Genomic DNA, 23891 nt, shown 5'->3' with positions numbered 1-23891 from the left:
CTCCACCCCCATCCCCACATCCTTATTTTCTTCGTGGTTGTGTGTTTTTACGCGTTGGGCTGTGCGTACCGCCGGGGCCCGTACCCCCACATCGGCCGGGGCCCCCCCCTTCAACCGGGGGGGCCGCCGTCGTGTCCGAGGAACGGGAACGAGGAACGTGAAAACAGGACGACCGGAATGTGGAACGACCGGAATGCAAAGTTCCTGGAATATCGAACGCCCGGAATACGGGAACGGAATTCAGTCGGCCCGGCCGGCCCGTGCCGCCTCGGCGACGAATTCGTCGATCTTCGCCCGGCGGGTCAGCCCGCCGTTCACGGCCCAGTTGCCCTCCGGGATCTCGTTCACGACGAGCCAGACGACGGTGTCGGGCCCGGTCGCCTCCTGGACGTACCGGGTCAGCTCGACGGAGAGCGCCTCGTTGCGCTCGGGCGTGAGGAAGCCCTTCAGCGGCGTGACCACGACCAGGACGCCCGGCGGCGTGCCGGCCCCGGTGGTCGCGAGCCCCTTGGCGGCCTCGCGGACGTACACCCAGGTGGCGGAGGCAAAGAAGTCGGTACGGGGCAGCCCCATGGCGGTCAGCACGGCGTCGGCGACCTGCTGCTGCAGGACCTCCGCGGCGGCCCCGGACAGGGCGCCCTCGGGAACGGTTATCTCGACCAGCGGCATGGCGACTCCCCAGCATGTGTGTGTACGGATATGGGTGCGGGTGTGGTGACGACTACGGGCGCGCGGAAGGATCAGCAGGCCAGCGCGGCTTCGAACCGGTCGATGGCAGCGGCCAGTTGGGCGCGCCGGCGGATGTCGAGCTTGCGGTAGATCCGGGTGATGTGCAGTTCCACGGCCCGGGTCGACACCGTGAAGGACTCGGCGATCTGCTTGTTGGTCAGTCCGTCGAGCATCATCGTGGCGATGCGCCGCTCGTGGGCGGTCAGTTCCTCACGGACGGCGGCCTCCTCGCGGAGGGCCGGCGGGACGGTGGGCGGGACGACCGGGGCGGCCACCGGGCGGATGGCCGGCGGGACGGGCGTCAGGACGCCCCCGCGTATTCGTTCGTGGGTCCCGGCACCGCCGGTGGACCGTTCGAGACCGGCGAGCACGACGTGCCCCATGACCGCGTTCCATTCGCGGACGCGCAGTTCGGAGATGACCTGGGCCTGCGCGTACGGGTCGGCGTAGAGAACCCGTAACAGCGTGCGGCGGTCACGGGCCTCGCAGACCAGGAGTTCCCCGGTGCCGTCCCGCCATGGGCCGCCACCGAGCAGGATGCCGCGGGCGGTCATCCTTTTCCAGTAGGTCCGGTGAGCCTCTCCGAAACTCAACCGGTCCGTCTCATTACCACGGAAAACGAGTTCGACCACAAAAGCCACGTACGACTCCCCCAGAAAGGCCGGATGTTTCCACTTGTGACGCTACCACCCACCACCCGCCCCATGAATGAACACAATGTTGCGGGCGGCGGCCCGGCATTTCCTGGGCATCCTGAGGGAATGACGCGCACCCGGCCGCCGAAAACGGCCGGGTATCGCCTTGTGCTGCCGATTCTCGACGGTGGTCGGCTAATCGGCGGCTGCCCCGGTCGGTACGGGGGCGGCCTCGGGCTTCGGCTCGGGAGCCGGGCGCGGCTTGCGCCGGAGCAGACCCGTGGCCGCGAGCACGGCCGCCGCCCCGATCCACACGGTCCAGCCGAGGGGCTCGTCGAGCACCACGGCGCCGAGGACGACGGCCACGGCGGTCATCAGATAGGTGACGGTGGAGGCCACGGTGGGCCCGTCCTTGATGATCAGCTCGAAGTTGAGCAGCGCGGCGAAGCCGGTGCAGACCACGCCGAGGACCAGGACCGCGATCACCGAGTCGGTGCGCCAGGTGATGGTCTGGAGCCCCAGGAAGGGGAAGGCGACCAGGAGCAGCACGGTGGCCGCGCTGAGCTGTCCGCCGGCGAGCATCAGGGGCGGAATGCCCCTGCCCACGAGGAACTTGCCCATGTAGGCGAAGCTGGCGCCGAAGCTGATCGAGCCGAGGACGAAGCAGAGGATGCTCCACCCCGTGCCGGCCGAGGCCGAGTTCCACGGCGAGGCGATGAGGGCGGTGCCGCCGAGACCGAGCAGGACGCCGCCGGCCTTGAAGCCGGAGACCCGCTTCTCCTGGCCGAGGAGCAGGGCCGCGGCGAGGGTCCAGATCGGGGCGCTGCCGTTGACCACGGCGGCGACGCTGCTCGATCCGGCGATCTCGCCCTCGGCGTACAGGGTCCACGGGACGGCGTTGCCGAGCAGCGCGGCCACGGTCAGATGGCCCCAGGTGGCGGCCTCCTTGGGCAGCCTGAGCCCCTTCGCGTATCCGATGGCGAGAATGACGACGGCGCCGAGGGCCAGCCGGATCAGGACCATCTGCACGGGCGAGAAGCCGTACCCGGCGATCTTGATCCAGAGGAAGACGGAGCCCCAGATGAGGCTCAGCGCGGCCAGCCGCGTGTACGTGGCTTTGGACATGGGTGTTTACCGCTCTCCGAAGACAGGGCTCCGCAAGGAGGTGGGGGAAGAGGAGGAGTGAGGGGACGCGGAGCTCTCCGCGGTACGGGAACGAGCCTCGCACCGGCGGCCGGGCCGGTCCAGCAACGGCTGGTGGACGGTACCGTCCACCAGCCGTGGCGAATCGCGTACGAGCGGGTGGGGCGCCCCGGGACCGAGGTCGGCGGCCCGACGGGACCACGGCCGAGGCCGCCTCCGCCGGTCGGCGGCCCGACGGGACCACGGACGAGGCCGCCTCTTCCGGTCGGCGGCCCGACGGGACCGGGGACGAGCCGCCTCCGCCGGTCGGCGGGCCGATGGCACCGGGGACGAGCCGTCCCCCGCCGGTCAGTGGGCGACGGCCGCCCTGGCCGCCGTGCGGAGCGCGTCCAGCACGGCGGCGATCTCCGGGGAGGTCTGGCTGCCCTCGCGTACGGCCGCGAAGACCGTGCGCGAGGGAGCCCGCTCGCTGAACGCGCGGATCGTCACCTCGGGCCGCGGGACCGGCTTGGCCAGTCGGGGCACCAGCGCGACCCCGAGGCCGAGCCGCACCGCCGCGAGCGTGGCGTCCCAGTCGCCGATGGCGTGGGAGGCCTGCGGGGTGAAACCGGCCGCCGTACACGCGGCGACGCCGATGTCATGACAGAGGCCCGTGGTGGCGAAGATCCAGGTCTCGTCGGCGAGGTCGCCGAGGAGCAGCCGCTCGCTGCCGAGGAGCCGGTGCCCGGCCGGCAGGGCGATGTCGAAGGGGTCGTCGCAGAGGACGACCCGGTGGAAACGGCCGTCGGAGCGGCCGTCCTCGCCCCCCGTGCCCGGGGCGCGCGTGGTGTCCGCGGAGATGACGACGTCCGTCTCGCCGCGCTGGAGCAGGGAGAAGCTCTCCGGCGGGTCGACCTCGGCGAGGGAGGTCCGCAGCAGCGGCCGCGTCTCCCGCAGCCGCGCCACGGCGGGCAGGATCAGCGCGGAGAGGGTCGTGGAGAAGCCGGCGACGGCCACCTCGCCGCGCTCGCCGCTCTGGTGGGCGGCGAGCTCCGCGCGCATCTGCTCGACCTGGGTGAAGACGGCGTCGGCGTGCCGGAGCACGATCCGCGCCGCCCCCGTGAGCCGCAGCCGGCGCCCGGAGGGTTCGGTGAGCGGGACGCCCAACTCCCGCCCCAGGGCGCTGATCTGCTGCGAGACGGCCTGCGGGGTGAGGTGGAGCGCCTGGGCGGCCGCGCTGACGGTGCCGCGTTCGCTGAGTTCCCTCAGCACCCGCAGTTTCCGCAGGTCCAGATCGGACACGTCCCGCACCCCCTCCCGCTGCCGCCGCTCGGTCATCGTACGCAGCCGGCGTCCACGTCGATGACCTCCTTGACCAGTGTCTCCAGGACGTCGAGGTCCCGCGCGGTGCGGCCGGGTTCGCGCCGGTCGCCCGGGTAGGTGGGGTCGAGGACGACGGCGTGGGCGCCCAGGTCCTGGAGGAGTCCGAGGTCGTCGGCGATCTGGGCCTGCGTGCCCTCGCCGAGGAGCCGGCCGGGACCGAGCGGCCGGGGGGTGACGCGGAGTTTGATCCGGGGGCAGACCTCGGGCACGGGCCGCTCGTGTTCCTCGGCGACCTGGCGGAGCGTGGGCAGTCCGACGCCGAGGAGCCAGTCGCCGGAGACGGAGGTGGGGTGCCAGGCGTCGCCGAGGCGGACGGCCCGGCGGAGCGCTCCGTAGCTGTGTCCGCCGACCCACACGGGCGGTCCGGGCCGCTGCACGGGGAGCGGCCCGGTGTGCACCTCGCGGAAGGAGACGTGGGCGCCGTCGAAGGAGGCGACCTCGTTCGCCCAGCAGGCCTTGATGGCGGCGAGGTACTCGTCGCTGATGGCGCCGCGCTTGCGGTACGGCACGTCGAGGACGGCGAACTCCCGGGCGGCCCAGCCGGCGGCCGCGCCGAAGACGAACCGGCCGTTGCTGAACCGGTCGATGTTGGCGGCGACGCGCGCGGTGTGCACGGGATGCCGGTACGGGAGGATCGTCACCGTCGTGCCGAGCCCCACGGTCCTGGTGACGCCGGCGAGCCAGGCGAGGGTCGCGAAGGGGTCGTAGAACGGGGCGGGGAAGAGGTGCTGCACGTCCGGGGTGAGCGCCACGTGGTCGGAGACCATCGCGTAGTCGTAGCCCATCGACTCGACCCGCAGCGCCCAGTCGGCGAGGGCGTCGGGGGTGGCCTCGGGCCCGTAGTTGGGCAGATTGACGCCGAACTTCATGGGGCGTTCCTTTCCAGGGCCTCGGCCGCGGTCGCGTCCGCGGCTCCGGTCCCGTGGGCGTGGTCCGTGGTGGCGCGGCCGGCCCGGGCGTCGCTCCGGGCGAGCGCGCGCACCGCGGTGAGGTGGAAGAGGACTCCCGCGAGCGCGACCCCTGCGGCGGGGAGCGGGAGCCAGCGGGCGTCGAGCCCGTGGGCGAGGGCGAGGCCGCCGAGCGCGGAGCCGACGGCGCCGCCGAGGTAGGTGGCGGAGCTGTTGAGCCCGACGGCGGCCGCTCCCCCCTCGCCGCCCCGCGCGAGCAGCCGGTGCTGCTGCGGGACGACGAAGGCCCAGCCGACCGCGCCCCAGACGACGAGGGGCAGCAGGACGAGGCCGGGCACGGAGCCGGTCCAGGGCAGCAGGGCCAGGGCGCCGCCGAGGGTGCCGAGGAGGGCGACGGCGAGGAGGGCGGGCCTTCCGGTGCGGTCGACGAGGGTGCCGGCGAGGAGGCTGCCGCAGACGCCGCCGATGCCCCAGACCCAGAGGTACGGCACGGCGCTGCCGACGTCGGCGACCCGGTGGAGGACCGGTTCGAGGTAGGTGTAGAGGCCGAGGCTGGCGACGGTCTGGGTGAAGGTGACGGTGACGACGACGGCGACCCTGGGCTTGGCGAGGGCGCCGAGCCGGGCGCGCAGGGAGGGCGCGGCGGCCCCTCGGACGTCGGGGAGCCCGGTGGCGACGCCGGCGAGGGCGAGCACACCGAGTCCGGTGATCAGCCAGAGGGCCGTGCGCCAGCCGGAGTGGGCGGCGACGAGCAGCCCGAGCGGCACGCCGAGGACGGTGCCCGCGCTCATTCCGCCGAGGACCAGGCCGAGGGCGCGTCCGCGCCGCTCGGGTGGCACGAGGGCGACGGCGGCGGTGGCCGCGGCCGGGACGAAGAGCCCCGCTCCCGCGCCGGCGAGGGCCCGGGTGCCGAGGAGCCCGGCGTACGAACCGGTCAGTGCCGTACCGGTGTTGGCGAGGACGAAGACGACGAGGGCGGTCACCAGGACGGTGCGGGTGCCCCAGCGGGCCAGGACGGCCGAGAACAGCGGCGCGGCCACGGCGTAACAGAGGGTGAAGGCCGTGACGGACTGGCCCGCGAGGGAGACGGAGACGTCCAGGTCGGCCCCGATGCCGGGGAGCAGTCCCGCCATCGCGTAGGCGTCGGTCCCGATGGCGAAGGAGCCGAGTGCGAGCAGGGCCACCGCGCGAGTGCCGCCCATCACACCCCCTTGTTTCTCGTGTGCGTACGTCGTGCCGAACAGCCCTGCGGACGCTACTGACCGTGCGTGGCGCTCGCAGCACACAACGCCGAAGAGGGTTCGGAGTTCCGCAGCCTCGCGCCCCCGCTCCTCTGGAATCGGCCGGTCACGGGCCTACGGTGGACCGATCGAGGAACCCCAGGAGGGAGTCCACCGTGCTCGACCTGTCCGTCATCAACGCGATGTTCCCGCCAGATCTCCCGGAACCGGCCGACTGGGAGCGGCGGTTCGGGCCGCGCGCCCTGCCGGAGGGTGCCGAGGTGACGCGCTTCGCCCCGAGCCCCACCGGACATCTGCACATCGGCGGCCTGTACACGGCCGCCGTGGCGCGTGCCCTGGCCCACCAGTCGGGCGGCGTGCACGTGCTGCGCGTCGAGGACACCGACCGCTCCCGCCAAGTGGCGGGCGCGGCCGAGGAGTTCTCCCGGCTGCTCGGCGCCTTCGGGCTCGCCCCCGACGAGGGCGGGGTCGCCGGGGACGGCGACTGGGGCCCATACCTGCAGTCGGAGCGCCGGGACGTCTATCTCAGCCATGTCCGGGAGCTGCTGCGGCGGGACCGGGCGTACCCCTGCTTCTGTGGCAAGGAGCGGCTGGCCCGGAGCGCCGAGGAGCAGCGCGCGGGCCGCTCCCCGATCGGCTACTACGGCCGGTGGGCGCCCTGCCGGACGCTGGCCCCGGAGGAGGCGGCGCGGCGGCTCGCGGCGGGCGAGCCGTACGTGGTGCGCTTCCGCTGCCCGTACGAGTTCCCCGGCCGGGTCCGGTTCACGGACCGGATCCGCGCCTCGGTCACCATGCAGGACAACGGCAACGACATCGTGCTGCTCAAGTCCTCGCAGGAGGAACTCCCGCTGCCGACCTACCACTTAGCGCATGTCGTGGACGACCACCTGATGCGGGTGTCGCTCGTGGTGCGCGGCGAGGAGTGGCTCTCCTCGACCCCGGTCCACCTGCAGCTGCACACGGCGCTCGGCTTCGAGCCGCCGTCGTACGCGCACCTCGCGCCGCTGATGAAGGCCGAGGGGCCCTCGCGCCGCAAGCTCAGCAAGCGCAAGGACCCCGAGGCGTCGGTGGACTACTACCTGGCCGCCGGGTATCCGCCGGCCGCCGTCCAGCACTATCTGCGCGGTCTCGCCAACATCCGGCTCATGGACGTCCCCACCGCCGAGGCGCTCGCCGCCCCCGTCCGGCTCGACGGCATGCGTCCCTCGGGGCCCCTGCTCGATCTGCCCAAACTCCATTCCTTGAGCCGGGAGTTCATCGCCTCGCTCACGCCCGACGAGCTGTACGGGCAGCTGCTCGCCTGGGCGGAGGACCACGACCCGGAGCTCGCTTCCGTCCTCGCCCGCCACCGGGGCCTCGCCCTGGCCGCCGTGGCCGCGGGCCGGCCGGAGGGCGCGCCCGCCCGGAAGGACCTGGACCGCTGGTCCTGCTTCCGCGACCGCTACGGCTTCTTCTTCGCGGAGCTCTTCGTGTCGCCGGCCGCCGACGACGACCGGTACGGCGGTCTCGACCCGGAGTCCGTCCGCCGGATCGCCGCCGGGTTCGCGGGCGAGGCGCTCGGGGCCGCCACGCCCGAGGAGTGGTACGCGGCGCTCCGCGCCCTCGCCGAGCGGCACGGCCACGCCCCGGACACGGCCGCCTGGCGCCGGAACCCGGAGGGCTGGGCGGGACCGCCGAGCAGGGTCGCGAACGTGGTGCGGGTGGCGCTCACCGGTGCCACCCGCAGCCCCGACCTGTTCGCGGTGGCGCGCGCCCTGGGCGCGGACGAGGTGCTGCGCCGCCTCACCGCCGTGGCGGGGTGAGACGGCGCGGCACCGGAGGGGCGAGGGGCGTCCGGCACCCGGTACCCGCCCCCGGCACCCGCGAGGGCGCCCGGGTCAGTCCAGCGGCAGGCTCCGGTCCGCGGACCGGACGCCCGGGGCCGTCGGCGCCGGGATCTTGAGCAGGCCCTTGTCGCTGGAGCTCGCGGGCGCGTCCGCGCCGACGGGCGTCGTGGTCATGGGCCGGGCGGCGGCGCACCGCTGCTTCTCGGCCTCGGACATGGGCCCGGTCCGCTGGAGCAGCCGGTCGGGCACCGCCCGGGAGGGCCCGTCGACGACGGCGTGCAGCCGGTAGTCGTCCTTCTTGCTGACGAACCAGCCCTCGACCCGCTCGCGGCTCGGCTGCATCTCGACCCAGCTCACCTCGCCGGGCTGGATCCTCTCCACGACGGTCCGCTGGTCGCTGCTGAACCACTGCCAGGGCCGCTGCCAGCCCTTCTCGTAGGCGAGGGCGAACTGGGTGGCCATGGGCCGCTCCTTGACCCGCTTCTCGTCCTCCTCGCGTACGCCGGACGTGGGCAGCCTGGCGACCTCGTTGAGCGGCAGGTTCGCGTCGGCGTAGGTCTGGGAGACGCTGTCGTGCCCGCGCTCGGCGTACGAGAGCAGCCGGGAGTGCTCCAGGGCGTTGCGGGTGCAGTTGACGAAGGCCTCGCCGACGACCCGCGCCCGGTCGTAGTAGCGGAAGGAGGCGCGGGTGTCGGGCCGGAAGGTACAGGCGTTCTCGCCGTTGCAGGCGGCGGCCGCGTTGTGGAGGGTGCTCTCGCGTTCGTTGCCCTTGTACGCCTCCGAGGTGCCGAGCGCCGTCTTGTTCACGGTCTTGTCGACCTCGGTCGGCACCTCGACCGCGCGGACGCGGGCGATCATCGGCGAACACGTCACATGGGTACGGGAGTCGGTGACCCGGGAGGTGAAGACGAGCAGCGGCTCGTTCTCACCGGCGGTGAAGACGTAGCCGCGGGCGGTCCAGCGTCCGGGCCCGGGGGTGCCCTTCGTACGGCCGGGGTCCCCGGCGGTGGTGACCTCGCGGACGGCGCCGCCGGAGCCGGCGACGGTGTACGGCTGACCGTCGACGACCTGTTCGCCGGTGCACTCCTTGGAGACGGCGGGGCTGTCCTCGTAGCTCACGGTGACCCTGGCTCCGGCCCGGACCCCGCGCAGCCGCTGCTGGAGGGTGTTGCCGTCCTTCTGGAGGGCGACGCCGTGGGAGCTGTCGGAGCGGCCCGAAGCGGTGGGCGAGTAGCGCTGGTTGAGGCCGGTCCAGAAGTCGATGCCGACGGTGGTGGGGCCGTCGCCCCGCATGACGGGGTCGGCGAAGTCGCCGTTGAGGACGGGGACGGGCTGGGCGACCGCGGCCGCGGAGGCGGAGGCGGGGGCGGCGGCGGGGAGGACGGAAAGCAGCAGTCCGGCGGAGCCGAGGACGGCGAGCGCGGCCAGGGAGCGGTTCATGACGGGGTCTCCTCCGGGTTCAGGAACCGTCGGCGGGCAGGACGACTTCGCGCTTGGGTTCGGCGCCCGGCGGCACCGCGCGCACGGCCGGCACCTCCCGCACGGCGACGCTCCGCAGGCCGCCGGGGGGACTGTTGTCGGCGTCGGGGGCGGTGTCGGTGGCGGGGCGCTTACGGCCGCAGAGCCGGTCGGGGACGGCGTACGTCTGGGCGACGAAGGTGCTGGTGTTGACCATGGAGGGGCTGTCCACGCTCACGTTGAGGATCTTCTGCCCGGTGTCCGTGACGAGGTCGCCGACCACGCGCCGCATCGCGGCGCTCGCGCCGAAGACGAGCATGTCGTAGGGCTTCACGGTGGTCTTGTAGACGGTCGCCTCGGTGTTCTCGATCGTCCAGGACTTGGAGTACGTGGCCTTGAAGGCGGCCTCGAAGGCGAGTTTGGCGCTCAGCGAACCGGCCACCTTCGCGCCGCCCGCGACATTGGTCTTGGTGCCGATCTCGGAGGTGGGCCCGTCCTTCAGGTTGGGCATCTTGTGGTTGCTGTTGATCTCGTTGCTGAGGTTGGTGGTGACCTCGCCGGAGGCGGTGACCGTGCCCTCGGCGGTGATCTTCCCGGAGATCTCGCCACCGATGTTGTCGGTGCTGCCGGTCCTCAGGGTGACGCTCCGGTCGACTCCCATGTCGCTGGTGGTGCAGTTGACGACCGCGTTGCCGAGGGACTTGACGGCGGTGGTGTACTCGCGGCCGTTCCTGGGGTCGATCGTGAACGAACAGGCGGTGCGCTTGGTACCGCAGTACTCCAGGACGTCCGCGACCCTCGCGGCGCGGCCGTCCGCGGTGACGGCACGGGCGACCGGGACCTCGCCGGGACCCTCCTCGACGGCGACGGCGGGCGGGGCGAGCAGCGCGAGGGGCGCGGTGAGCCCGAGGGCGAGGGTGAGGGTGAGCGGGCGGGCCAGGGGCGGGACGGCGCGGGGACGGCGCGGAGGCATGACGAGGGATCCCTTCGGGACGGGAGGGAGAAGCGGGGACGGGGTGGTTCAGGAGGACCGGGGGCAGGTCGGGAGACCCCGAGGCCAGGCCGGGGCGGCCGAAGACCGGTGAGGGGCCGGGGGCGGGGAGGACCGGGTCAGGAGCCGAGCAGCGAGCAGAGCTGGGAGGCCGGGAAGGGGGACTGTCCCGGGTCGGTCGACCCCTGCGGAAGGGAGGCGGGGAAGGCTGTGCAGGTGGACTCGACGGCCTGGGCGGCGTTGTCGGCGGGCTCCGGCGCGTACGTGGAGAGGGTGGTGCCCATCTCCTTGAAGCCGCCCTCCTCACGGCCTCCCTTGCCGGCCAGCTTCTCCATGCAGGAGCTGGAGCCGGGCGGGCACTCCGCCAGCTTCTCGCCCGCCGCCTCGATGTCCTTGCCGGCCTTGCCGGCCGCCTCCTGGGTCTTCTTCTGGTCCGCCTCGATCTTCTTGGCCGCCTCGGCGTTGCCCTCCTTGTCCTGACAGGCCTGGTCGTCCGGCTGGCACTCGGCGCCGTACGCGGCGGGAGCGAGGGGCAGGGCGAGGAGGGCGGCGAGGACGGCGGCGCTCAGCATCCGCCGCGAGGACAGCTTCAGTACGGGCATGGGCATGGGAACTCCCTTGGGACAGGGGTGAGTTGACGTGCTCGGCTGGGGACGCCAGGGGCGGACAGGGGACTGTCCTCAAGATCACCGAGCGCGGTCCGACGCTAACCGCCGGGGCCCCGGCGCCCCGGCAGGACACACGGTGCGGCGCCCACCCCGGAGGCCGCTCACCACTTCGGCGGAGCGCACTCGGCGCCCCCGGTCCCGGCCGGGGCCGGGGCAGCCCGGGGCGGGCCGCACGGTCCTCCCGTACACCCGTGGGCATGGAATCCGGGCCGGGCGGGAGAGGGCGGGCGGCCGGTCCGGGCGGGGTCCCTCACTCCCCCGGCCGCCGCCGTTCGGCGGCCCTCGGTGCGGGCCGCCCGCCGGCTCCCCGGGAGTCCGCGGCGGAGGTGAGTGCGCCCCCGGAACGCCACCCCGAACGGACGTCCGACAAACGGGTGTTTCAGCGATTCCGGCTCGCCCCGGTGATCGTTCTCGGACAGTCTGCTGGTGTGCCCGGCGGCCCGTCCCGGCCGCCGCACCCGGCCGTGGACGCCCCATGCCCACGGGCCCGGCACACCGTGTTCGCATGACCCGCGACCGGCCCGAGCGCCCCTCCGCACCCCCGCGGACGGCACCGGCCGGCCGCCGCGCTCCCCCATGTCCCCGTCGAAGGTCGTCCCCCCGTCGAAGGAGAACAGAGCCATGTCCCGTTCACGACCCGTCCCCCCGCGCCCGAGACCGCGCGTCCGGCCGTTCGCCGCCGCCGTCCTCACGGCAGCCGCGCTCACCGCCCTGCCGGCCCTCGCCCCCGCCGCACAGGCCAACGAGGGCAACCCGACCGTGCTCAGCTGGGGCGCGGGCCGCACCGGCCAGCTCGGCAACGGCACCCTAGGCGACAGCCTCAGCCCCTCCTCGGTCACCAGCCTCTTCCGCGGCGACGTCGACCAGATGTCGGCCGGCGGCACCTCGTCGGCCGACTCCTTCGCCCTCGCCCGTACCGACAGGACGGTCAAGTCCTGGGGCCACAACGCCTCCGGACAGCTCGGCAACGGCGGCAACACCAACCAGACCGTGCCCACCACCGTCCCCCGCCTGAACAACATCAAGGACATCGCGGCCGGCGGACAGCACGCACTCGCCCTCGACACCGGCGGCCAGGTCTACTCCTGGGGCGACAACGCCTACGGCCAGCTCGGCAACAACCGCACCGGCGACAGCCGTACCGTCCCCGACCGCGTCCAGGGCATGCCCAAGGTCAAGCAGATCTCGGCCGGCTGCGACTTCAGCCTCGCGCTCCTGGAGAACGGCAAGGTGTACGCCTGGGGCCGCGGCATCCACGGCCAGCTCGGCAACGGCGGCCGGGCCACCAGCTCCGTCCCCCGGCAGGTCACCGGCCTGGAGAACATCGTCGAGATCGACGCCGGCTGCCACCACGCCCTCGCCCTGACCTCGGACGACACCGTCAGGTCCTGGGGCTACAACCTCTACGGGCAGCTCGGCAACTCCAGCACCAAGTCCTCCACCGTGCCGGTCGACGTCGACTGGGTGGAGGGCGTCTCCGACATCGAGGCGGGTGCCCACCACAACTACGTCAAGACCAGCGACAGCCACGTCTGGGGCTGGGGCAACAACCAGTACGGCCAGCTCCTGGAATCCGACGAGGCCTTCGACTCCAACGTCTCCCGCACCAACCGCACCGCCCCCGTCGAGATCCCGCGCCTCGAAGGCGTCCAGCACCTCGCGGCAGGGGCCCGGCACGGGGTCGCCGTCACCGCGGACGACGTCTTCACCTGGGGCCACAACGGCGAGGGCCAGCTCGGCAACGGCACCACGGTCTCGCGGTACGAGTCCGTGCGGATCCTCAGCGAGGGCTCGGCGATCAAGGACGTGGCCACCTCCCTGGGCGGCAACACGACGTACGCGTACTGAGGCCGGACCGTCCCCCACCCCGGTCACGGCCCGCCGCGCGAGCGGCGGCCGCGCCGCCGCCCCGGTCGCGAACAACTCCGGGCACGCCTCCTGACCCCCACGATTCGAAAGGCACGCAGATGACCCCACCCCTGCGTCTCACCCTCCTCGCCGCGCTGTCCCTCGCGGCCCTCACCACCCCCGCCGCCGCCGGCACCGACCCCTGGGTCCGCGGCTGGGGCCTCAACACCCTCGGCCAGCTCGGCAACAGCTCCACCGTCAACCAGCAGACCCCCGCGGCCGTCCAGGGCATCACCCGCGACGACGTCCGCGAGATGTCCGGCGGGGGCGGCGACGGCACCGCGGCGGCGGCCACCGCCTTCGCCGTGGCCCTCCTCAAGGACGGCACCGTCAAGAGCTGGGGCGCCAACGCGCTCGGCCAGCTCGGCAACGGCACCCTCGTCGGCCAGACCTTCCCCGGCACGGTGGCCGGGCTCTCCGGCATCGCCGAGATCTCCGCCGGCGCCGACCACGTCCTCGCCGTCAAGGGCGGCCGGGTCCTCAGCTGGGGCAGCAACGCCACCAAGCAGCTCGGCACCGGCACCGACCCCACCAACCCCCAGAAGACCCCCGTCCCGGTCCAGAGCCTCGACAAGGTCAGGGACGTCGGCGCGGGCTGTGGCTTCAGCGTCGCCCTGCGCCAGGACGGCACCGTCTGGACCTGGGGCAACGGCGTCAACGGGCGGCTCGGCACCGGCAACAACACCACCCGCGACACCCCGCAGAAGGTGCCCGACCTCGTCGACGTCGAATCCCTCTCCGTCGGCTGCGACCACGTCCTCGCGCTCACCGCCGACGGGACGGTCAAGGCCTGGGGCAGGAACACCGAGGGCCAGCTCGGCAACGACGGCGTCACCGACAGCAACGTGCCCGTGGACGTCGCCCACCTCGACGCCGTCGCGAAGGTCTTCGCCACCTCCACCTCCAGCTTCGCCGTCCTCGACGACGGCAGCCTGGTCGGCTGGGGCAAGAACGACGCCAAACAGCTGGGCGACGGCACCACGGCGAACCGGACCACCCCGGTGCCGCTCGACGACATCCGGGGCGTGCAGGACATCGCGGGCGGCGCGGACTTCACCCTCGCCGCCCTCGACGACGGCTCGGTGATCGGCTGGGGGGCCAACGCGAGCGCCCAGCTCGGCGACGGCTCCACCACCGTGCCGGCGAAGACCACGGCGGCGCTCCCGCCGGGCAGCGCCGTCACCCACGTCACGACGACGAAGACGGGCAAGTCCGGCTTCGCCTACTGACCCCGTACGACCCCACGGGCACGGGGGCCCCGCACCGGCCCCCGCACGGACGGGCCCAGCACGGGCCCCGCCCCGCACGGACCTCTCGCCGGGTCCGCGCGGGGCGCCGCCCCGGCACCGGCCCGCCGGGACGACACCCCCGGCGCCGAGCCACCCGCCCCGGGCCCGTCACTCGACCGAGCCTGGCCAGACACGCCGGCGACCTGGCAGGATCGCGTGCATGTTCGCCTCGCTCTCCCGTGCCGCCCGCCGCCGCGCCCTCACGGCCGCGGCCGCGCTGCTCACGGTGTGCGGGGTGCTGGTGTGGTGGCTCGCCCCCTTCGGCCCGACCGTCCCCAGCGGTGCGGTCACCTTCAGTACGGGTGTCCCCACCGGCGTCTACCAGCGCTACGGAGAGCTGCTCAAGCAGGCCCTCGCCCGGGACCTGCCCGAGGTCTCGATAACGCTCAAGGACAGCGAGGGCTCGCAGCAGAACCTGGCGCGGGTGGCCTCCGGCGAGGCCGACTTCACCGTCGCCACGGCCGACGCGGTGGCCCAGTACCAGCGGGAGCGCAGGCCCGGTTTCGAGCGGCTGCGCGGCTGCGCCCGGCTGTACGACGACTACGTGCAGCTGGTGGTCCGCAAGCGTTCCTCCTTGCAGACGGTGCAGGACCTGCGCGGCCTCCGGGTCGGCGTGGGCCAGAACGGCTCCGGCGTACGCCTGATCGCCGACCGGGTCCTCGCGGCGGCGGGCCTCACCCCCACCCGGGACGTCAAGGCGGTCTCGGCGGGCATCGACACCATGCCCGGGCTCCTGGAGGAAGGCCGGCTCGACGCCTTCTTCTGGTCGGGCGGACTGCCCACCCAGGCGGTGCAGGCGCTGTCCGAGCGGTTCCAGATCCGGTTGATCCCGCTGGACGCGGAGCTGGTCGACCGGCTGCACGACGTCGGCGAGTCGACCCGCCACTACCGGTCGGCCGTGATCCCCGCCGACGCGTACGCCCGCGCGCAGGACGGCCGGCCGATAGAGACCCTCGCCGTGGCGAACCTGCTGGTCACCACCGTGGAGGCCGACACGGACCTGGTGGAGGGCTTCACCCGTACGGTGATCGGCAGCCGGGACCGGATCGGCGGCCAGGTCCACCCGGCCCAGCTCGTGGACCTGCGGACCGCCGTCTACACGGAGCCCCTGACCCTCCACGACGGCGCCCGCCGCTACTACCGCTCGGTGAAACCGTGACCGACCGGGCCTGACCGGCCCTGAAGCCCCTGGTCCTGGTTCCTGGGCCCCCGGCCGTGCCAAGGCCGTCCCCCAGACCACCCCAGGCCGCCCCCGGCCCGTCCCTTCCCTAGACCGTCTCCACCGGAGCGTGCCGGGGGACGGTGACCGTCACCTTCAGCCCGTGCGGGTCGTTCGGCGCGAAGGCCACGCCGCCGCCGCCCGCCGTCAGCAGCACGCGGGCGATGGAGAGGCCGAGGCCCGAACCCTTGACGTTCTGGTGCCGCCCCGCGCGCCAGAAGCGGTCCCCGACGCGGCTGAGCTCGTCCTCCGTGAGGCCGGGCCCGTGGTCGGCCACGACGACGGAGACGTTCGCCCCCTCCGGGACGACCGTGACCGTGACCTCCTCCCCGGCCGGGGTGAACTTCAGCGCGTTGTCGATCACCGCGTCCAGCGCGCTGGAGAGGGCCACCGGATCCGCCCACGCCGTGACCGCGGCCCACTCCCCGTCGAGCAGGACGCCCTTGTCGTCGGCGACCGGCCGCCAGGACGCGACCCGCTCGGCGGTGAGCGCGCCGACGTCGGTGAGCCGCAGCTCGGCCGCCGCGTGCTCGGCGAGGGCCAGGTCGAGCAGGTCGTCGAGGACCTGGGCGAGACGCTTGCCCTCGGTCCGTACGGACGCGATCTCCTCGTTGCCCTCGGGCAGCTCTAGGGCGAGGAGCTCGATCCGCAGGAGCAGCGCGGCCAGCGGGTTGCGCAGCTGGTGGGAGGCGTCGGCGACGAACGCCCGCTGCTGTTCGAGCGCCTCCTCGACGTTGTCGGCCATCTCGTTGAACGAGAGCGCGAGGCGGCGCAGTTCGGGCGGACCGCCGGTCGCGGCGACGCGGGAGTTCATCCGCCCGGTGGCGATGTCGTGGGTGACGGAGTCGAGGACGCGGACGGGGCGCAGGACCCAGCCGGTGAGCCGGAAGGCGGCGCCCACGGCGACCAGCATGGCGGCGGACTCGCCGGCGAAGATCAGCAGCCAGCCCCGCAGGATGCGGGAGCGGAGCTGCCCGGTGGGCGAGTCGGTGACGACGACGGCGACGACGTCCCCGTCGCGGACGACCGGGGAGGCGATGGTGAGCCGCGCGTGCGGCTGCCAGGGCCAGACCTGGGGCGGGTCGTGGCTGCGGCGGCCGAGGAGCGCCTCGCGGAAGGCGCGGCGGCCCTCTCCCTCGTACGGGACGGTCCAGTCCTCGGGTGCGGCGGCCATGGCGCGGTCGTCGCGGTAGAAGATCCCGGCGCGGATGCCGTACACGTCGTGGTAGCTGGCGAGTTCGCCGCCGAGGGTGGCCTGCCGCTCGTCCGTGCCCGGGCTGCTCTCGTTGACGAACTGGGCGAGGGCGGCGAAGCGCGCGGAGTCGTCGAGCCGGTCGACGACGACCCGCTGCTGTTCGGAGGCGGCGAGGCTGGCGGCGAGCGGGAAGCCGAGGGCGAGCAGGACGCCGGCCATCAGGACGATGAGCAGCGGAAGGAGGCGAGTGCGCACGGAAGGGCCGTCCGGCGGTCAGGCGGCGGGGGCGACCAGGCGGTAGCCGACGCCCCGCACGGTCTCGATCAGGGCGGGCATCCGCAGCTTGGAGCGCAGGGAGGCGACGTGCACCTCCAGGGTGCGGCCGGTCCCCTCCCAACTGGTGCGCCAGACCTCGCTGATGATCTGTTCGCGCCGGAAGACGACTCCGGGGCGCTGGGCGAGGAGGGCGAGGAGGTCGAACTCCTTGCGGGTGAGGGGGACGCTCTCGCCGTCGACGCTGACGCGCCGGGTGGGCAGCTCGATGGTGACGGAGCCGAGCCGCAGCTGGGTGCCGTCGGCGGGGCCGCCCGTTCCGGCCGTCTCCTCGGTGCCGGCGTTGCGGCGGCTGACGGCGTGGATCCGGGCGAGGAGCTCGCCGGGGTCGTAGGGCTTGACGACGTAGTCGTCGGCGCCGAGGTTGAGCCCGTGGATGCGGGAGCGTACGTCGCCGCGCGCGGTGACCATGATCACCGGGGTGGCGGTGAGCTTCCGGATGCGGCCGCAGACCTGGTAGCCGTCCTGGTCGGGGAGGCCGAGGTCGAGCAGGATCACCCCGAAGGAGGGGCGCTCGCCCTGCGCGGTGGGCAGGACGGCCTGCAGCGCCTCCTCGCCGTTGCGGGCGTGGGTGACCGTGAAGCCGTGCTTGGCGAGGATCGCGGAGAGGGCGGCGGCGACATGATCGTCGTCCTCGACGAGCAGCAGTCGCATACGTACCTCCTCCGTGGTGATGTGCTGATGGGCGGCTCTCTGTGTACCAGGTGGTACCAGGGCATGAACACCGAACATCGGTGCCACAGTCAAGTGTCCCCCTGTGACAGCGGCGTTTCTGTTATGCACCCGGTACGGCCCGGGGCGCCCCCTTCACCCACTGTGTCCGGTTGCGGCCGGATCGTTATCCTCAATTTCCGCTCAGATGTGATGACGGTCATCACATCGGGTCTCTAGTGTCCTCCCCAACCGAGGAGGACGGAGCAAGAGGCCGATGAGCGGAGAGTCAGTGTCCAAGTCCGTGCCCAGGGGGCCCGAGGACACCCCGCGCCCCACGGACGACCTGGTCGTACTGTCCGGCGTGAACAAGCACTTCGGCGCACTGCATGTCCTCCAGGACATCGATCTGACGATCACCCGCGGCGAGGTCGTGGTCGTCATCGGACCCTCCGGGTCCGGCAAGTCGACGCTGTGCCGCACGATCAACCGGCTGGAGAGCGTCGACTCCGGCACCATCACCATCGACGGCAAGCCGCTGCCGGCGGAGGGCAGGGAGCTCGCCCGACTGCGTTCCGACGTGGGCATGGTCTTCCAGTCGTTCAACCTCTTCGCACACAAGACGGTGCTGGAGAACGTGATGCTGGGCCAGATCAAGGTCCGCAGGACGGAGAAGAAGGCCGCCGAGACGAAGGCCCGCGCCCTGCTCGACCGGGTGGGCGTCGGCACGCAGGCGGACAAGTACCCGGCGCAGCTCTCCGGTGGCCAGCAGCAGCGTGTGGCGATCGCCCGCGCGCTGGCGATGGGCCCGAAGGTCATGCTCTTCGACGAGCCGACCTCCGCGCTCGACCCCGAGATGATCAACGAGGTCCTGGAGGTCATGCAGCAGCTGGCCCGGGACGGCATGACGATGGTGGTCGTGACCCACGAGATGGGCTTCGCCCGCTCCGCCGCCAACCGGGTCGTCTTCATGGCCGACGGGAAGATCGTCGAGCAGGCGACGCCCGAGGAGTTCTTCAGCAACCCGCGGAGCGACCGGGCCAAGGACTTCCTTTCCAAGATCCTTCACCACTGAGCGAGTTCGGGCCTATCCTTCCCAACTCACTTCTATCCAAGGGACATTCCTCGATGAAGCTTCGTCGCACCCCCGCCGCCGCGGCGGCCGCCGTCGTCCTCGCGCTGACCGCCACCGCCTGTGGCGGCGGCTCCGACTCGGGCAGCAACGGTGACAAGATCACCATCGGCATCAAGTTCGACCAGCCCGGTCTCGGCCTGAAGACCCCGGACGGCACGTACGCCGGCTTCGACGTGGACGTGGCCCGCTACGTCGCCAAGGAGCTCGGCTACGCCGAGGACAAGATCAACTTCAAGCAGGCGCCGAGCGCCGAGCGCGAGAACCTGATCAAGGGCGGTGACGTGAAGTTCGTCGTCGCCAGCTACTCGATCAACGACAAGCGCAAGAAGGAGGTCGACTTCGCCGGTCCGTACTTCCTGGCCCACCAGGACCTGCTCGTGCGCGCCGACGACAGCTCGATCACCAAGGTCGAGGACCTCAACTCCAAGAAGCTCTGCTCGGTCACCGGCTCGACCTCCGCGCAGAACGTCAAGGAGAAGCTGGCCCCCAAGGCCGACCTCCAGCAGCTCGGTGGCTACTCCGAGTGCCTGACCGGCCTGGAGAACAAGGCCGTCGACGCCCTGACCACGGACGACTCCATCCTCGCGGGCTACGCCTCGCGGAAGGAGCACCAGGGCAAGTTCAAGCTCGCCGGCCTCCGGATGAGCGACGAGAAGTACGGCATCGGCGTCAAGAAGGGCGACGACGAGCTGCGCGGCAAGATCAACAAGGCGCTGGAGAAGATGGTCTCCGACGGCACCTGGGAGAAGCTCGTCAAGGAGCACTTCGGCCCCTCCGGCTACAAGTACGAGCCCGCGCCGAAGGTCGAGAACTGACCCACCCCGCCTCTGCTGTGACGGCCGCCCCGCGAGGGTGCGGCCGTCGCACCGGCCGCCGCCCACCCGGCGGCCTCCACACCGACCGACCACCAGGGGAGAGCGCGGGGCATCGTGTTCGACTTTCTTGATTCCGGGCAGTACGACCTGCTCGGCGCCTTCTGGGTGACGGCGAAACTCGCCCTCTACTCGGCGATCGGCTCGCTGATCTGGGGCACCGCCCTGGTCGGCATGCGGGTCAGCCCGGTCCCGGTGATGCGCGCCTTCGGCACCACCTACGTCAACCTCGTCCGCAACACCCCGCTGACCGTGGTCCTCGTGGCGTGCTCGTTCGGCCTGAACCAGACCCTCGGCTTCGCCCTCGGCGGCGACCGCTCCGACGACATCGGCTTCCGGCTCGCGGTGCTCGGACTCGTCGCGTACACCGGCACGTTCGTCTGCGAGGCGCTGCGCTCGGGCATCAACACCGTCCCGCCGGGCCAGGCGGAGGCCGCGCGCGCCCTGGGCCTGAGCTTCACCCAGGTCCTCACGCTCGTGGTGTTCCCGCAGGCCTTCCGCGCGGTCGTGACGCCGCTCGCCAACGTCCTGATCGCCCTCACCAAGAACACCACGGTGGCCTCGGCCATCAGCGCCGCCGAGGCGGCTCTCCTGATGAAGGAGATGATCGAGAACGAGGCCGACGCGCTCTTCGCCGTCTTCGCCGTCTTCGCCTTCGGCTTCATCCTCCTCACCCTCCCCACCGGCCTGTTCCTGGGCTGGGCGGCCAAGCGTCTGGCGGTGAAGCGATGAGTTCCGTCCTGTACGACACTCCCGGCCCCCGCGCCAAGCGGCGGAACGTGCTCTACACGGTCGTCTTCCTGGCCGTCCTCGGCCTGCTGGCCTGGTGGATCCTGGCCGTGATGGCCGAGAAGAACCAGCTGGCGGCCGACAAGTGGACGCCGTTCGTCACCGACTCCCGGATCTGGACGACGTACCTGCTGCCCGGTCTCATGGAGACCCTCAAGGCCGCCGCGCTCTCCATCCTGATCGCGCTGCCGCTCGGTGCCCTCCTCGGCATCGGCCGCCTCTCCGACCACCGCTGGGTACGGGTGCCCGCCGGCACCGTCGTGGAGTTCTTCCGCGCCATCCCGGTGCTGCTCCTGATGATGTTCGCGAACGAGGCCTACCGGCAGTTCACGACCGTCAGCTCCGACTTCCGCCCGCTGTACGCGGTCGTCACCGGCCTGGTGCTCTACAACGCCTCGGTCATCGCCGAGGTCGTCCGCGCCGGCGTCCTCTCGCTGCCCCGGGGCCAGAGCGACGCCGCCGAGGCGCTCGGCATGCGCAAGGGCCAGACGATGATGTACGTCCTGCTGCCGCAGGCCGTGACCGTCATGCTCCCGGCCCTGGTCAGCCAGCTCGTCGTGATCGTCAAGGACACGGCGCTGGGCGGCGCCATGCTCGGCTTCGCGGAACTGCTCAGCCAGAACCGGCAGATCACGGCCAACTACGGCGCCAACACGATCGCCGCCTTCACGGTCATCGCGCTGATCTACATCGTCATCAACGCGATCCTCACCCACTTCGCCGGACGCCTGGAGCGGCGCCTGCGCCAGGGCAAGAAGGCCGTCACGGTGACCCTCCCGGCCCAGGCCGGAGCCACCGATCCGAAGACGAAGGCCGTCAGCGACGCCTGACCCCCACGGGGTCCGCGGGACAACAGGGGTGGGCCGGAGCGGCACCGACTTGAGGTCGGCCGCACCGCGCCCACCCTGTCGCTTGACGCGGCCATCTTCAGTGGGTTGCATACGGTCTGTGATCAACCACCGGGCTCGTGCCACACTCAGCTGTGCTGCCCTCATGACCGTCCGGCCTTCAGGAGCCGCGCCGTGGACCCGGTGATCATCGTGGGCGCGGGGCCGGTCGGCCTCGCGCTCTCCCTCGCGCTCGCCGCGCAGGGCGTGCCCAGCGTCGTCCTCGACGAGGGCGACGGCAAGGAGGAGACCCGGCCCGCCCGGAGCGTCGTCCTGCGCGCCGACATGGCCGCGATGGTCGAGCGCCTCGGCTGCACCACCCTCCGTGACGAGGGCGTCCGCTGGGTCGGCTGGCGCGGCATGCGCCGCCGCCAGACGGTCCGCCACCTCGCCCTCGACCTGGGACTCGGCGGTACGGAGGAGTGGTCCGAGGACCCCGACGCGCCCTCCGCCCCCGCCGCGCCGCTCCACATCCCCCAGCACCACCTCGCCCGCGGACTGCGCGACGCCATCGCCCACCAGAAGCTCGTCCGGCTCGTCACCGAGGCGCGGCTCGACACCATCGAGCAGGACCGCGACGGGGTCGTCGCCCACACCCGGGGCCCGGAGGGCACCTGGTGGCGCGGCAGCCACCTCGTCGGCTGCGACGGCGCCCGTTCGACCGTCCGCAAGCTGCTCGGCATCCGCTTCCCCGGCCGGACGGCGGTGGAACGGCACGCGGTCGCCGCGCTGCGCACCGAACTGCCCTGGCCCGGCGAGTCCCTGTTGCACCGTCAGCCGCCCTGGCGCGGGGCCGCCGACGAGATCACCGCCCGCCCCCTGCCCGACGGGGTGTGGCGGATCGACTGGCTGCTGCCGCCCCGGGGCGACCTCGTCACCCCGGACGCGCTGATCGCCCGGATCCGCGAGACCCTCGCCGGCTGGTGCGACGGCGTGACACCCCCGTACGAACTCATCGACACCGGCGTCCACACCCTGCACCACCGGCTCGCGCGCCGCTGGCGGGTCGACCGGGTCCTCCTCGCCGGGGACGCCGCCCACCTGCTCGGCGCGGTCGGCACCCAGGGCCTCGACGAGGGGCTCAGGGACATCGACAACCTCGCCTGGAAACTCGCCCACACCTGGCACCACAACGCCCCCGAGCGCCTGCTCGACAGCTACCAGAGCGAGCGGCGGGCGGCCGTCGCCTCCCGGCTGCGCGCGGCGGACCAGTCGCTGCCGGTCCTGCGCGGCGGCGGTGGCCTGCGGACGTACCTCCCCGGCGCCACGCGCGGCCACGACGCCCTGCTCACCGACGGCCACGTGGGGCGCGGCCCGCTCGGCGCGCCCCCCGCGTACCCGCACTCCCCCCTCGCGGCCCCGTACACCGAGGGCCGGATCCCCGTGGGCACCCCGGTGGGCGCCCCCGTCGAGGACGTCCGCGTGACGGCCCCCGACGGCACGACCGTACGGCTCAGGGACCGGCTCGGTCAGGGCCGCCTCCTGGTCCTCCTGGTCGCGCCCGGCACCGGGGTGTGGGACCCGCGTCACTGGCGCGGCGCGGGCGTGATGCCCCGGCTCGAAGAGGCGGTCGACGCCCTCCCGGCGAGGGCCGAGATCCTGGTGACCGAGGCCTACCCGGGCGCCCCGGCCCACGCCGTCCTGCTCGTCCGGCCCGACGGGCACCTCGTCGCCGCCTTCTCCGGCGTCCGCCCCGAGGAGCTGTACGCGGCGGCGGACGCGGCCCGGGGCGGCTCCGCGACCACCGGGACGGACGAGGCCCACGAGTCCGCCGGGACCGCCAGGGCGGGCGCCGGAGTGTCCGCGGGGAGTGACCGCACAGCGGACATGCATTGATTCCCACAGGCGCACATGGTGTACTCCGGAGCGTGACCGACACCGATGTGCGCCTGTGGCGGAGGGTCCATATGGACCTCGTCCGCTACGCGGGCTGCGTGTGTCGCCCGTCCTGCTGATCTCGCCCCTTCCCCGCGCGCGCCCCGCCACCGACGTACGTCCGTGTGCCGTGCTGCCGCCGCGCGCTCTCAGCGAACCCAGGACGGTCACCCGTGTCTCCACGCACCCCCGCACCCACCGTGAACACCGCCACCGGCTCCCCCACCGCCCCCGCCGGCGCCCCGACGGCGGCGGACCTGCTCGACTTCGTCCGGCGCACGGCGGGCGACCGTGAACTGGTCGACTCCCTGCCGCTCGACCCCGAGGGCCGCACCTGGGTACGCCTCGAAGGCCCCGGCGGCAGCGAGGCCTGGCTCATCGGCTGGCCGCCCGGCACGGGCACGGGCTGGCACGACCACGCCGAGTCGCTGGGCGCCTTCGCCACCGCGCGCGGCACGCTGACCGAGAACGCGCTGGCGGTCCGGCTGCCCGCGAGCGGCTGGAAGACCCTGGAGCTGGCCGACGGCCTCGACCGCTCCCGTCGCCTCTCGGAGGGCGGGGGCCGCGCCTTCGGCCGCCATCACGTGCACGAGGTGCTCAACGAGTCCCCGGACACCCACGCGGTGTCGGTGCACGCCTACTACCCGCCGCTCCCCCTGATCCGGCGGTTCAGCCGGACGGGCGCGGTACTCCGTCTGGAGCAGGTCGAGCGCCCGGAGGACTGGCAGTGAGCGACACACGGACGGGCGCGGTGAACCGGGCCGGGGCGGACACGGT

Annotated in this window: 22 protein-coding genes; 11 read left to right on the top strand and 11 right to left on the bottom strand. The window is 72.9% G+C overall.

What is annotated here, in order from left to right:
* Window positions 1–240: 240 nt before the first annotated feature.
* From ABT129_RS31095 to ABT129_RS31070, 6 genes are all read right to left on the bottom strand, one after another.
* The gene (locus tag ABT129_RS31095) at window positions 241–669 is read right to left on the bottom strand and encodes a tautomerase family protein (RefSeq protein ID WP_351908254.1); all 429 of its coding nucleotides are present in this window, start codon (window positions 667–669) and stop codon (window positions 241–243) included.
* 71 nt (window positions 670–740) lie between these two features.
* A complete protein-coding gene (locus tag ABT129_RS31090) occupies window positions 741–1361 on the bottom strand; it encodes a LuxR C-terminal-related transcriptional regulator (RefSeq protein ID WP_351908262.1) in 621 nt (206 codons plus the stop codon).
* A gap of 198 nt (window positions 1362–1559) precedes the next feature.
* Window positions 1560–2489: a DMT family transporter gene (locus ABT129_RS31085; protein ID WP_351908253.1), complete on the bottom strand. Its 930-nt coding sequence runs from the start codon at window positions 2487–2489 to the stop codon at window positions 1560–1562.
* Between the two features lie 366 nt (window positions 2490–2855).
* Window positions 2856–3824, bottom strand: coding sequence for a LysR family transcriptional regulator (locus ABT129_RS31080; protein WP_351908251.1), 969 nt, complete (start codon window positions 3822–3824; stop codon window positions 2856–2858).
* The gene (locus ABT129_RS31075; protein WP_351908249.1) at window positions 3821–4738 is read right to left on the bottom strand and encodes a TIGR03619 family F420-dependent LLM class oxidoreductase; all 918 of its coding nucleotides are present in this window, start codon (window positions 4736–4738) and stop codon (window positions 3821–3823) included. Before ABT129_RS31075 ends, ABT129_RS31080 begins: the two co-directional genes overlap by 4 nt.
* A complete protein-coding gene (locus ABT129_RS31070; protein ID WP_351908247.1) occupies window positions 4735–5979 on the bottom strand; it encodes an MFS transporter in 1245 nt (414 codons plus the stop codon). The genes ABT129_RS31075 and ABT129_RS31070 overlap by 4 nt, the downstream gene beginning before the upstream one ends.
* Window positions 5980–6173: 194 nt before the next feature.
* Here ABT129_RS31070 and ABT129_RS31065 point away from each other — a divergent pair, with 194 nt between their 5' ends.
* Window positions 6174–7820 (top strand): glutamate--tRNA ligase, encoded by a 1647-nt coding sequence (locus tag ABT129_RS31065; RefSeq protein ID WP_351908245.1) that lies wholly within the window; start codon window positions 6174–6176, stop codon window positions 7818–7820.
* 75 nt (window positions 7821–7895) lie between these two features.
* Here ABT129_RS31065 and ABT129_RS31060 read toward each other — a convergent pair whose 3' ends face one another.
* The 3 genes from ABT129_RS31060 to ABT129_RS31050 all read right to left on the bottom strand — a co-directional run bounded on the left by ABT129_RS31060 (window position 7896) and on the right by ABT129_RS31050 (window position 10901).
* Window positions 7896–9284, bottom strand: a complete 1389-nt coding sequence (locus ABT129_RS31060; protein WP_351908243.1) for a hypothetical protein — start codon at window positions 9282–9284, stop codon at window positions 7896–7898.
* 19 nt (window positions 9285–9303) lie between these two features.
* Window positions 9304–10275, bottom strand: a complete 972-nt coding sequence (locus ABT129_RS31055) for a hypothetical protein (RefSeq protein ID WP_351908241.1) — start codon at window positions 10273–10275, stop codon at window positions 9304–9306.
* Window positions 10276–10412: 137 nt separating this feature from the next.
* A complete protein-coding gene (locus ABT129_RS31050) occupies window positions 10413–10901 on the bottom strand; it encodes a hypothetical protein (protein ID WP_351908239.1) in 489 nt (162 codons plus the stop codon).
* Window positions 10902–11582: 681 nt separating this feature from the next.
* Between ABT129_RS31050 and ABT129_RS31045 the strand changes: the two genes are divergently transcribed.
* From ABT129_RS31045 to ABT129_RS31035, 3 genes are all read left to right on the top strand, one after another.
* Window positions 11583–12809 (top strand): RCC1 domain-containing protein, encoded by a 1227-nt coding sequence (locus tag ABT129_RS31045; RefSeq protein WP_351908237.1) that lies wholly within the window; start codon window positions 11583–11585, stop codon window positions 12807–12809.
* Window positions 12810–12928: 119 nt separating this feature from the next.
* Window positions 12929–14098, top strand: a complete 1170-nt coding sequence (locus ABT129_RS31040; protein ID WP_351908235.1) for an RCC1 domain-containing protein — start codon at window positions 12929–12931, stop codon at window positions 14096–14098.
* Window positions 14099–14318: 220 nt separating this feature from the next.
* Window positions 14319–15317: a TAXI family TRAP transporter solute-binding subunit gene (locus tag ABT129_RS31035; protein ID WP_351908233.1), complete on the top strand. Its 999-nt coding sequence runs from the start codon at window positions 14319–14321 to the stop codon at window positions 15315–15317.
* A 109-nt stretch (window positions 15318–15426) separates the two neighbouring features.
* Here the strand turns inward: ABT129_RS31035 and ABT129_RS31030 are convergent, their stop codons facing one another.
* Together ABT129_RS31030 and ABT129_RS31025 are read right to left on the bottom strand one after the other, a co-directional pair.
* Window positions 15427–16827, bottom strand: coding sequence for a sensor histidine kinase (locus ABT129_RS31030; protein ID WP_351908231.1), 1401 nt, complete (start codon window positions 16825–16827; stop codon window positions 15427–15429).
* An 18-nt stretch (window positions 16828–16845) separates the two neighbouring features.
* Window positions 16846–17559, bottom strand: a complete 714-nt coding sequence (locus tag ABT129_RS31025; protein ID WP_351908229.1) for a response regulator transcription factor — start codon at window positions 17557–17559, stop codon at window positions 16846–16848.
* A gap of 274 nt (window positions 17560–17833) precedes the next feature.
* Here ABT129_RS31025 and ABT129_RS31020 point away from each other — a divergent pair, with 274 nt between their 5' ends.
* The 7 genes from ABT129_RS31020 (at window position 17834) to ABT129_RS30990 (ending at window position 23845) form a co-directional block, all read left to right on the top strand.
* A complete protein-coding gene (locus tag ABT129_RS31020; RefSeq protein ID WP_351908227.1) occupies window positions 17834–18631 on the top strand; it encodes an amino acid ABC transporter ATP-binding protein in 798 nt (265 codons plus the stop codon).
* Window positions 18632–18684: 53 nt separating this feature from the next.
* Window positions 18685–19506, top strand: coding sequence for a glutamate ABC transporter substrate-binding protein (locus tag ABT129_RS31015; protein WP_351908225.1), 822 nt, complete (start codon window positions 18685–18687; stop codon window positions 19504–19506).
* Window positions 19507–19620: 114 nt separating this feature from the next.
* A complete protein-coding gene (locus tag ABT129_RS31010) occupies window positions 19621–20295 on the top strand; it encodes an amino acid ABC transporter permease (protein ID WP_351908223.1) in 675 nt (224 codons plus the stop codon).
* Window positions 20292–21182: an amino acid ABC transporter permease gene (locus ABT129_RS31005; protein ID WP_351908221.1), complete on the top strand. Its 891-nt coding sequence runs from the start codon at window positions 20292–20294 to the stop codon at window positions 21180–21182. The genes ABT129_RS31010 and ABT129_RS31005 overlap by 4 nt, the downstream gene beginning before the upstream one ends.
* A 192-nt stretch (window positions 21183–21374) precedes the next feature.
* The gene (locus tag ABT129_RS31000; protein ID WP_351908219.1) at window positions 21375–23075 is read left to right on the top strand and encodes an FAD-dependent monooxygenase; all 1701 of its coding nucleotides are present in this window, start codon (window positions 21375–21377) and stop codon (window positions 23073–23075) included.
* A 32-nt stretch (window positions 23076–23107) separates the two neighbouring features.
* Window positions 23108–23194: a putative leader peptide gene (locus ABT129_RS30995; RefSeq protein ID WP_311605579.1), complete on the top strand. Its 87-nt coding sequence runs from the start codon at window positions 23108–23110 to the stop codon at window positions 23192–23194.
* Between the two features lie 93 nt (window positions 23195–23287).
* Window positions 23288–23845 (top strand): cupin domain-containing protein, encoded by a 558-nt coding sequence (locus ABT129_RS30990; protein ID WP_502981966.1) that lies wholly within the window; start codon window positions 23288–23290, stop codon window positions 23843–23845.
* Window positions 23846–23891: the final 46 nt, after the last annotated feature.

It is taken from the genome of Streptomyces sp. NPDC002057 (assembly GCF_040296665.1).
Lineage (GTDB): Bacteria > Actinomycetota > Actinomycetes > Streptomycetales > Streptomycetaceae > Streptomyces.
The sequence above is the reverse complement of the archived record's forward strand: the minus strand, read 5'-3'. Positions and strand labels throughout refer to the sequence as shown.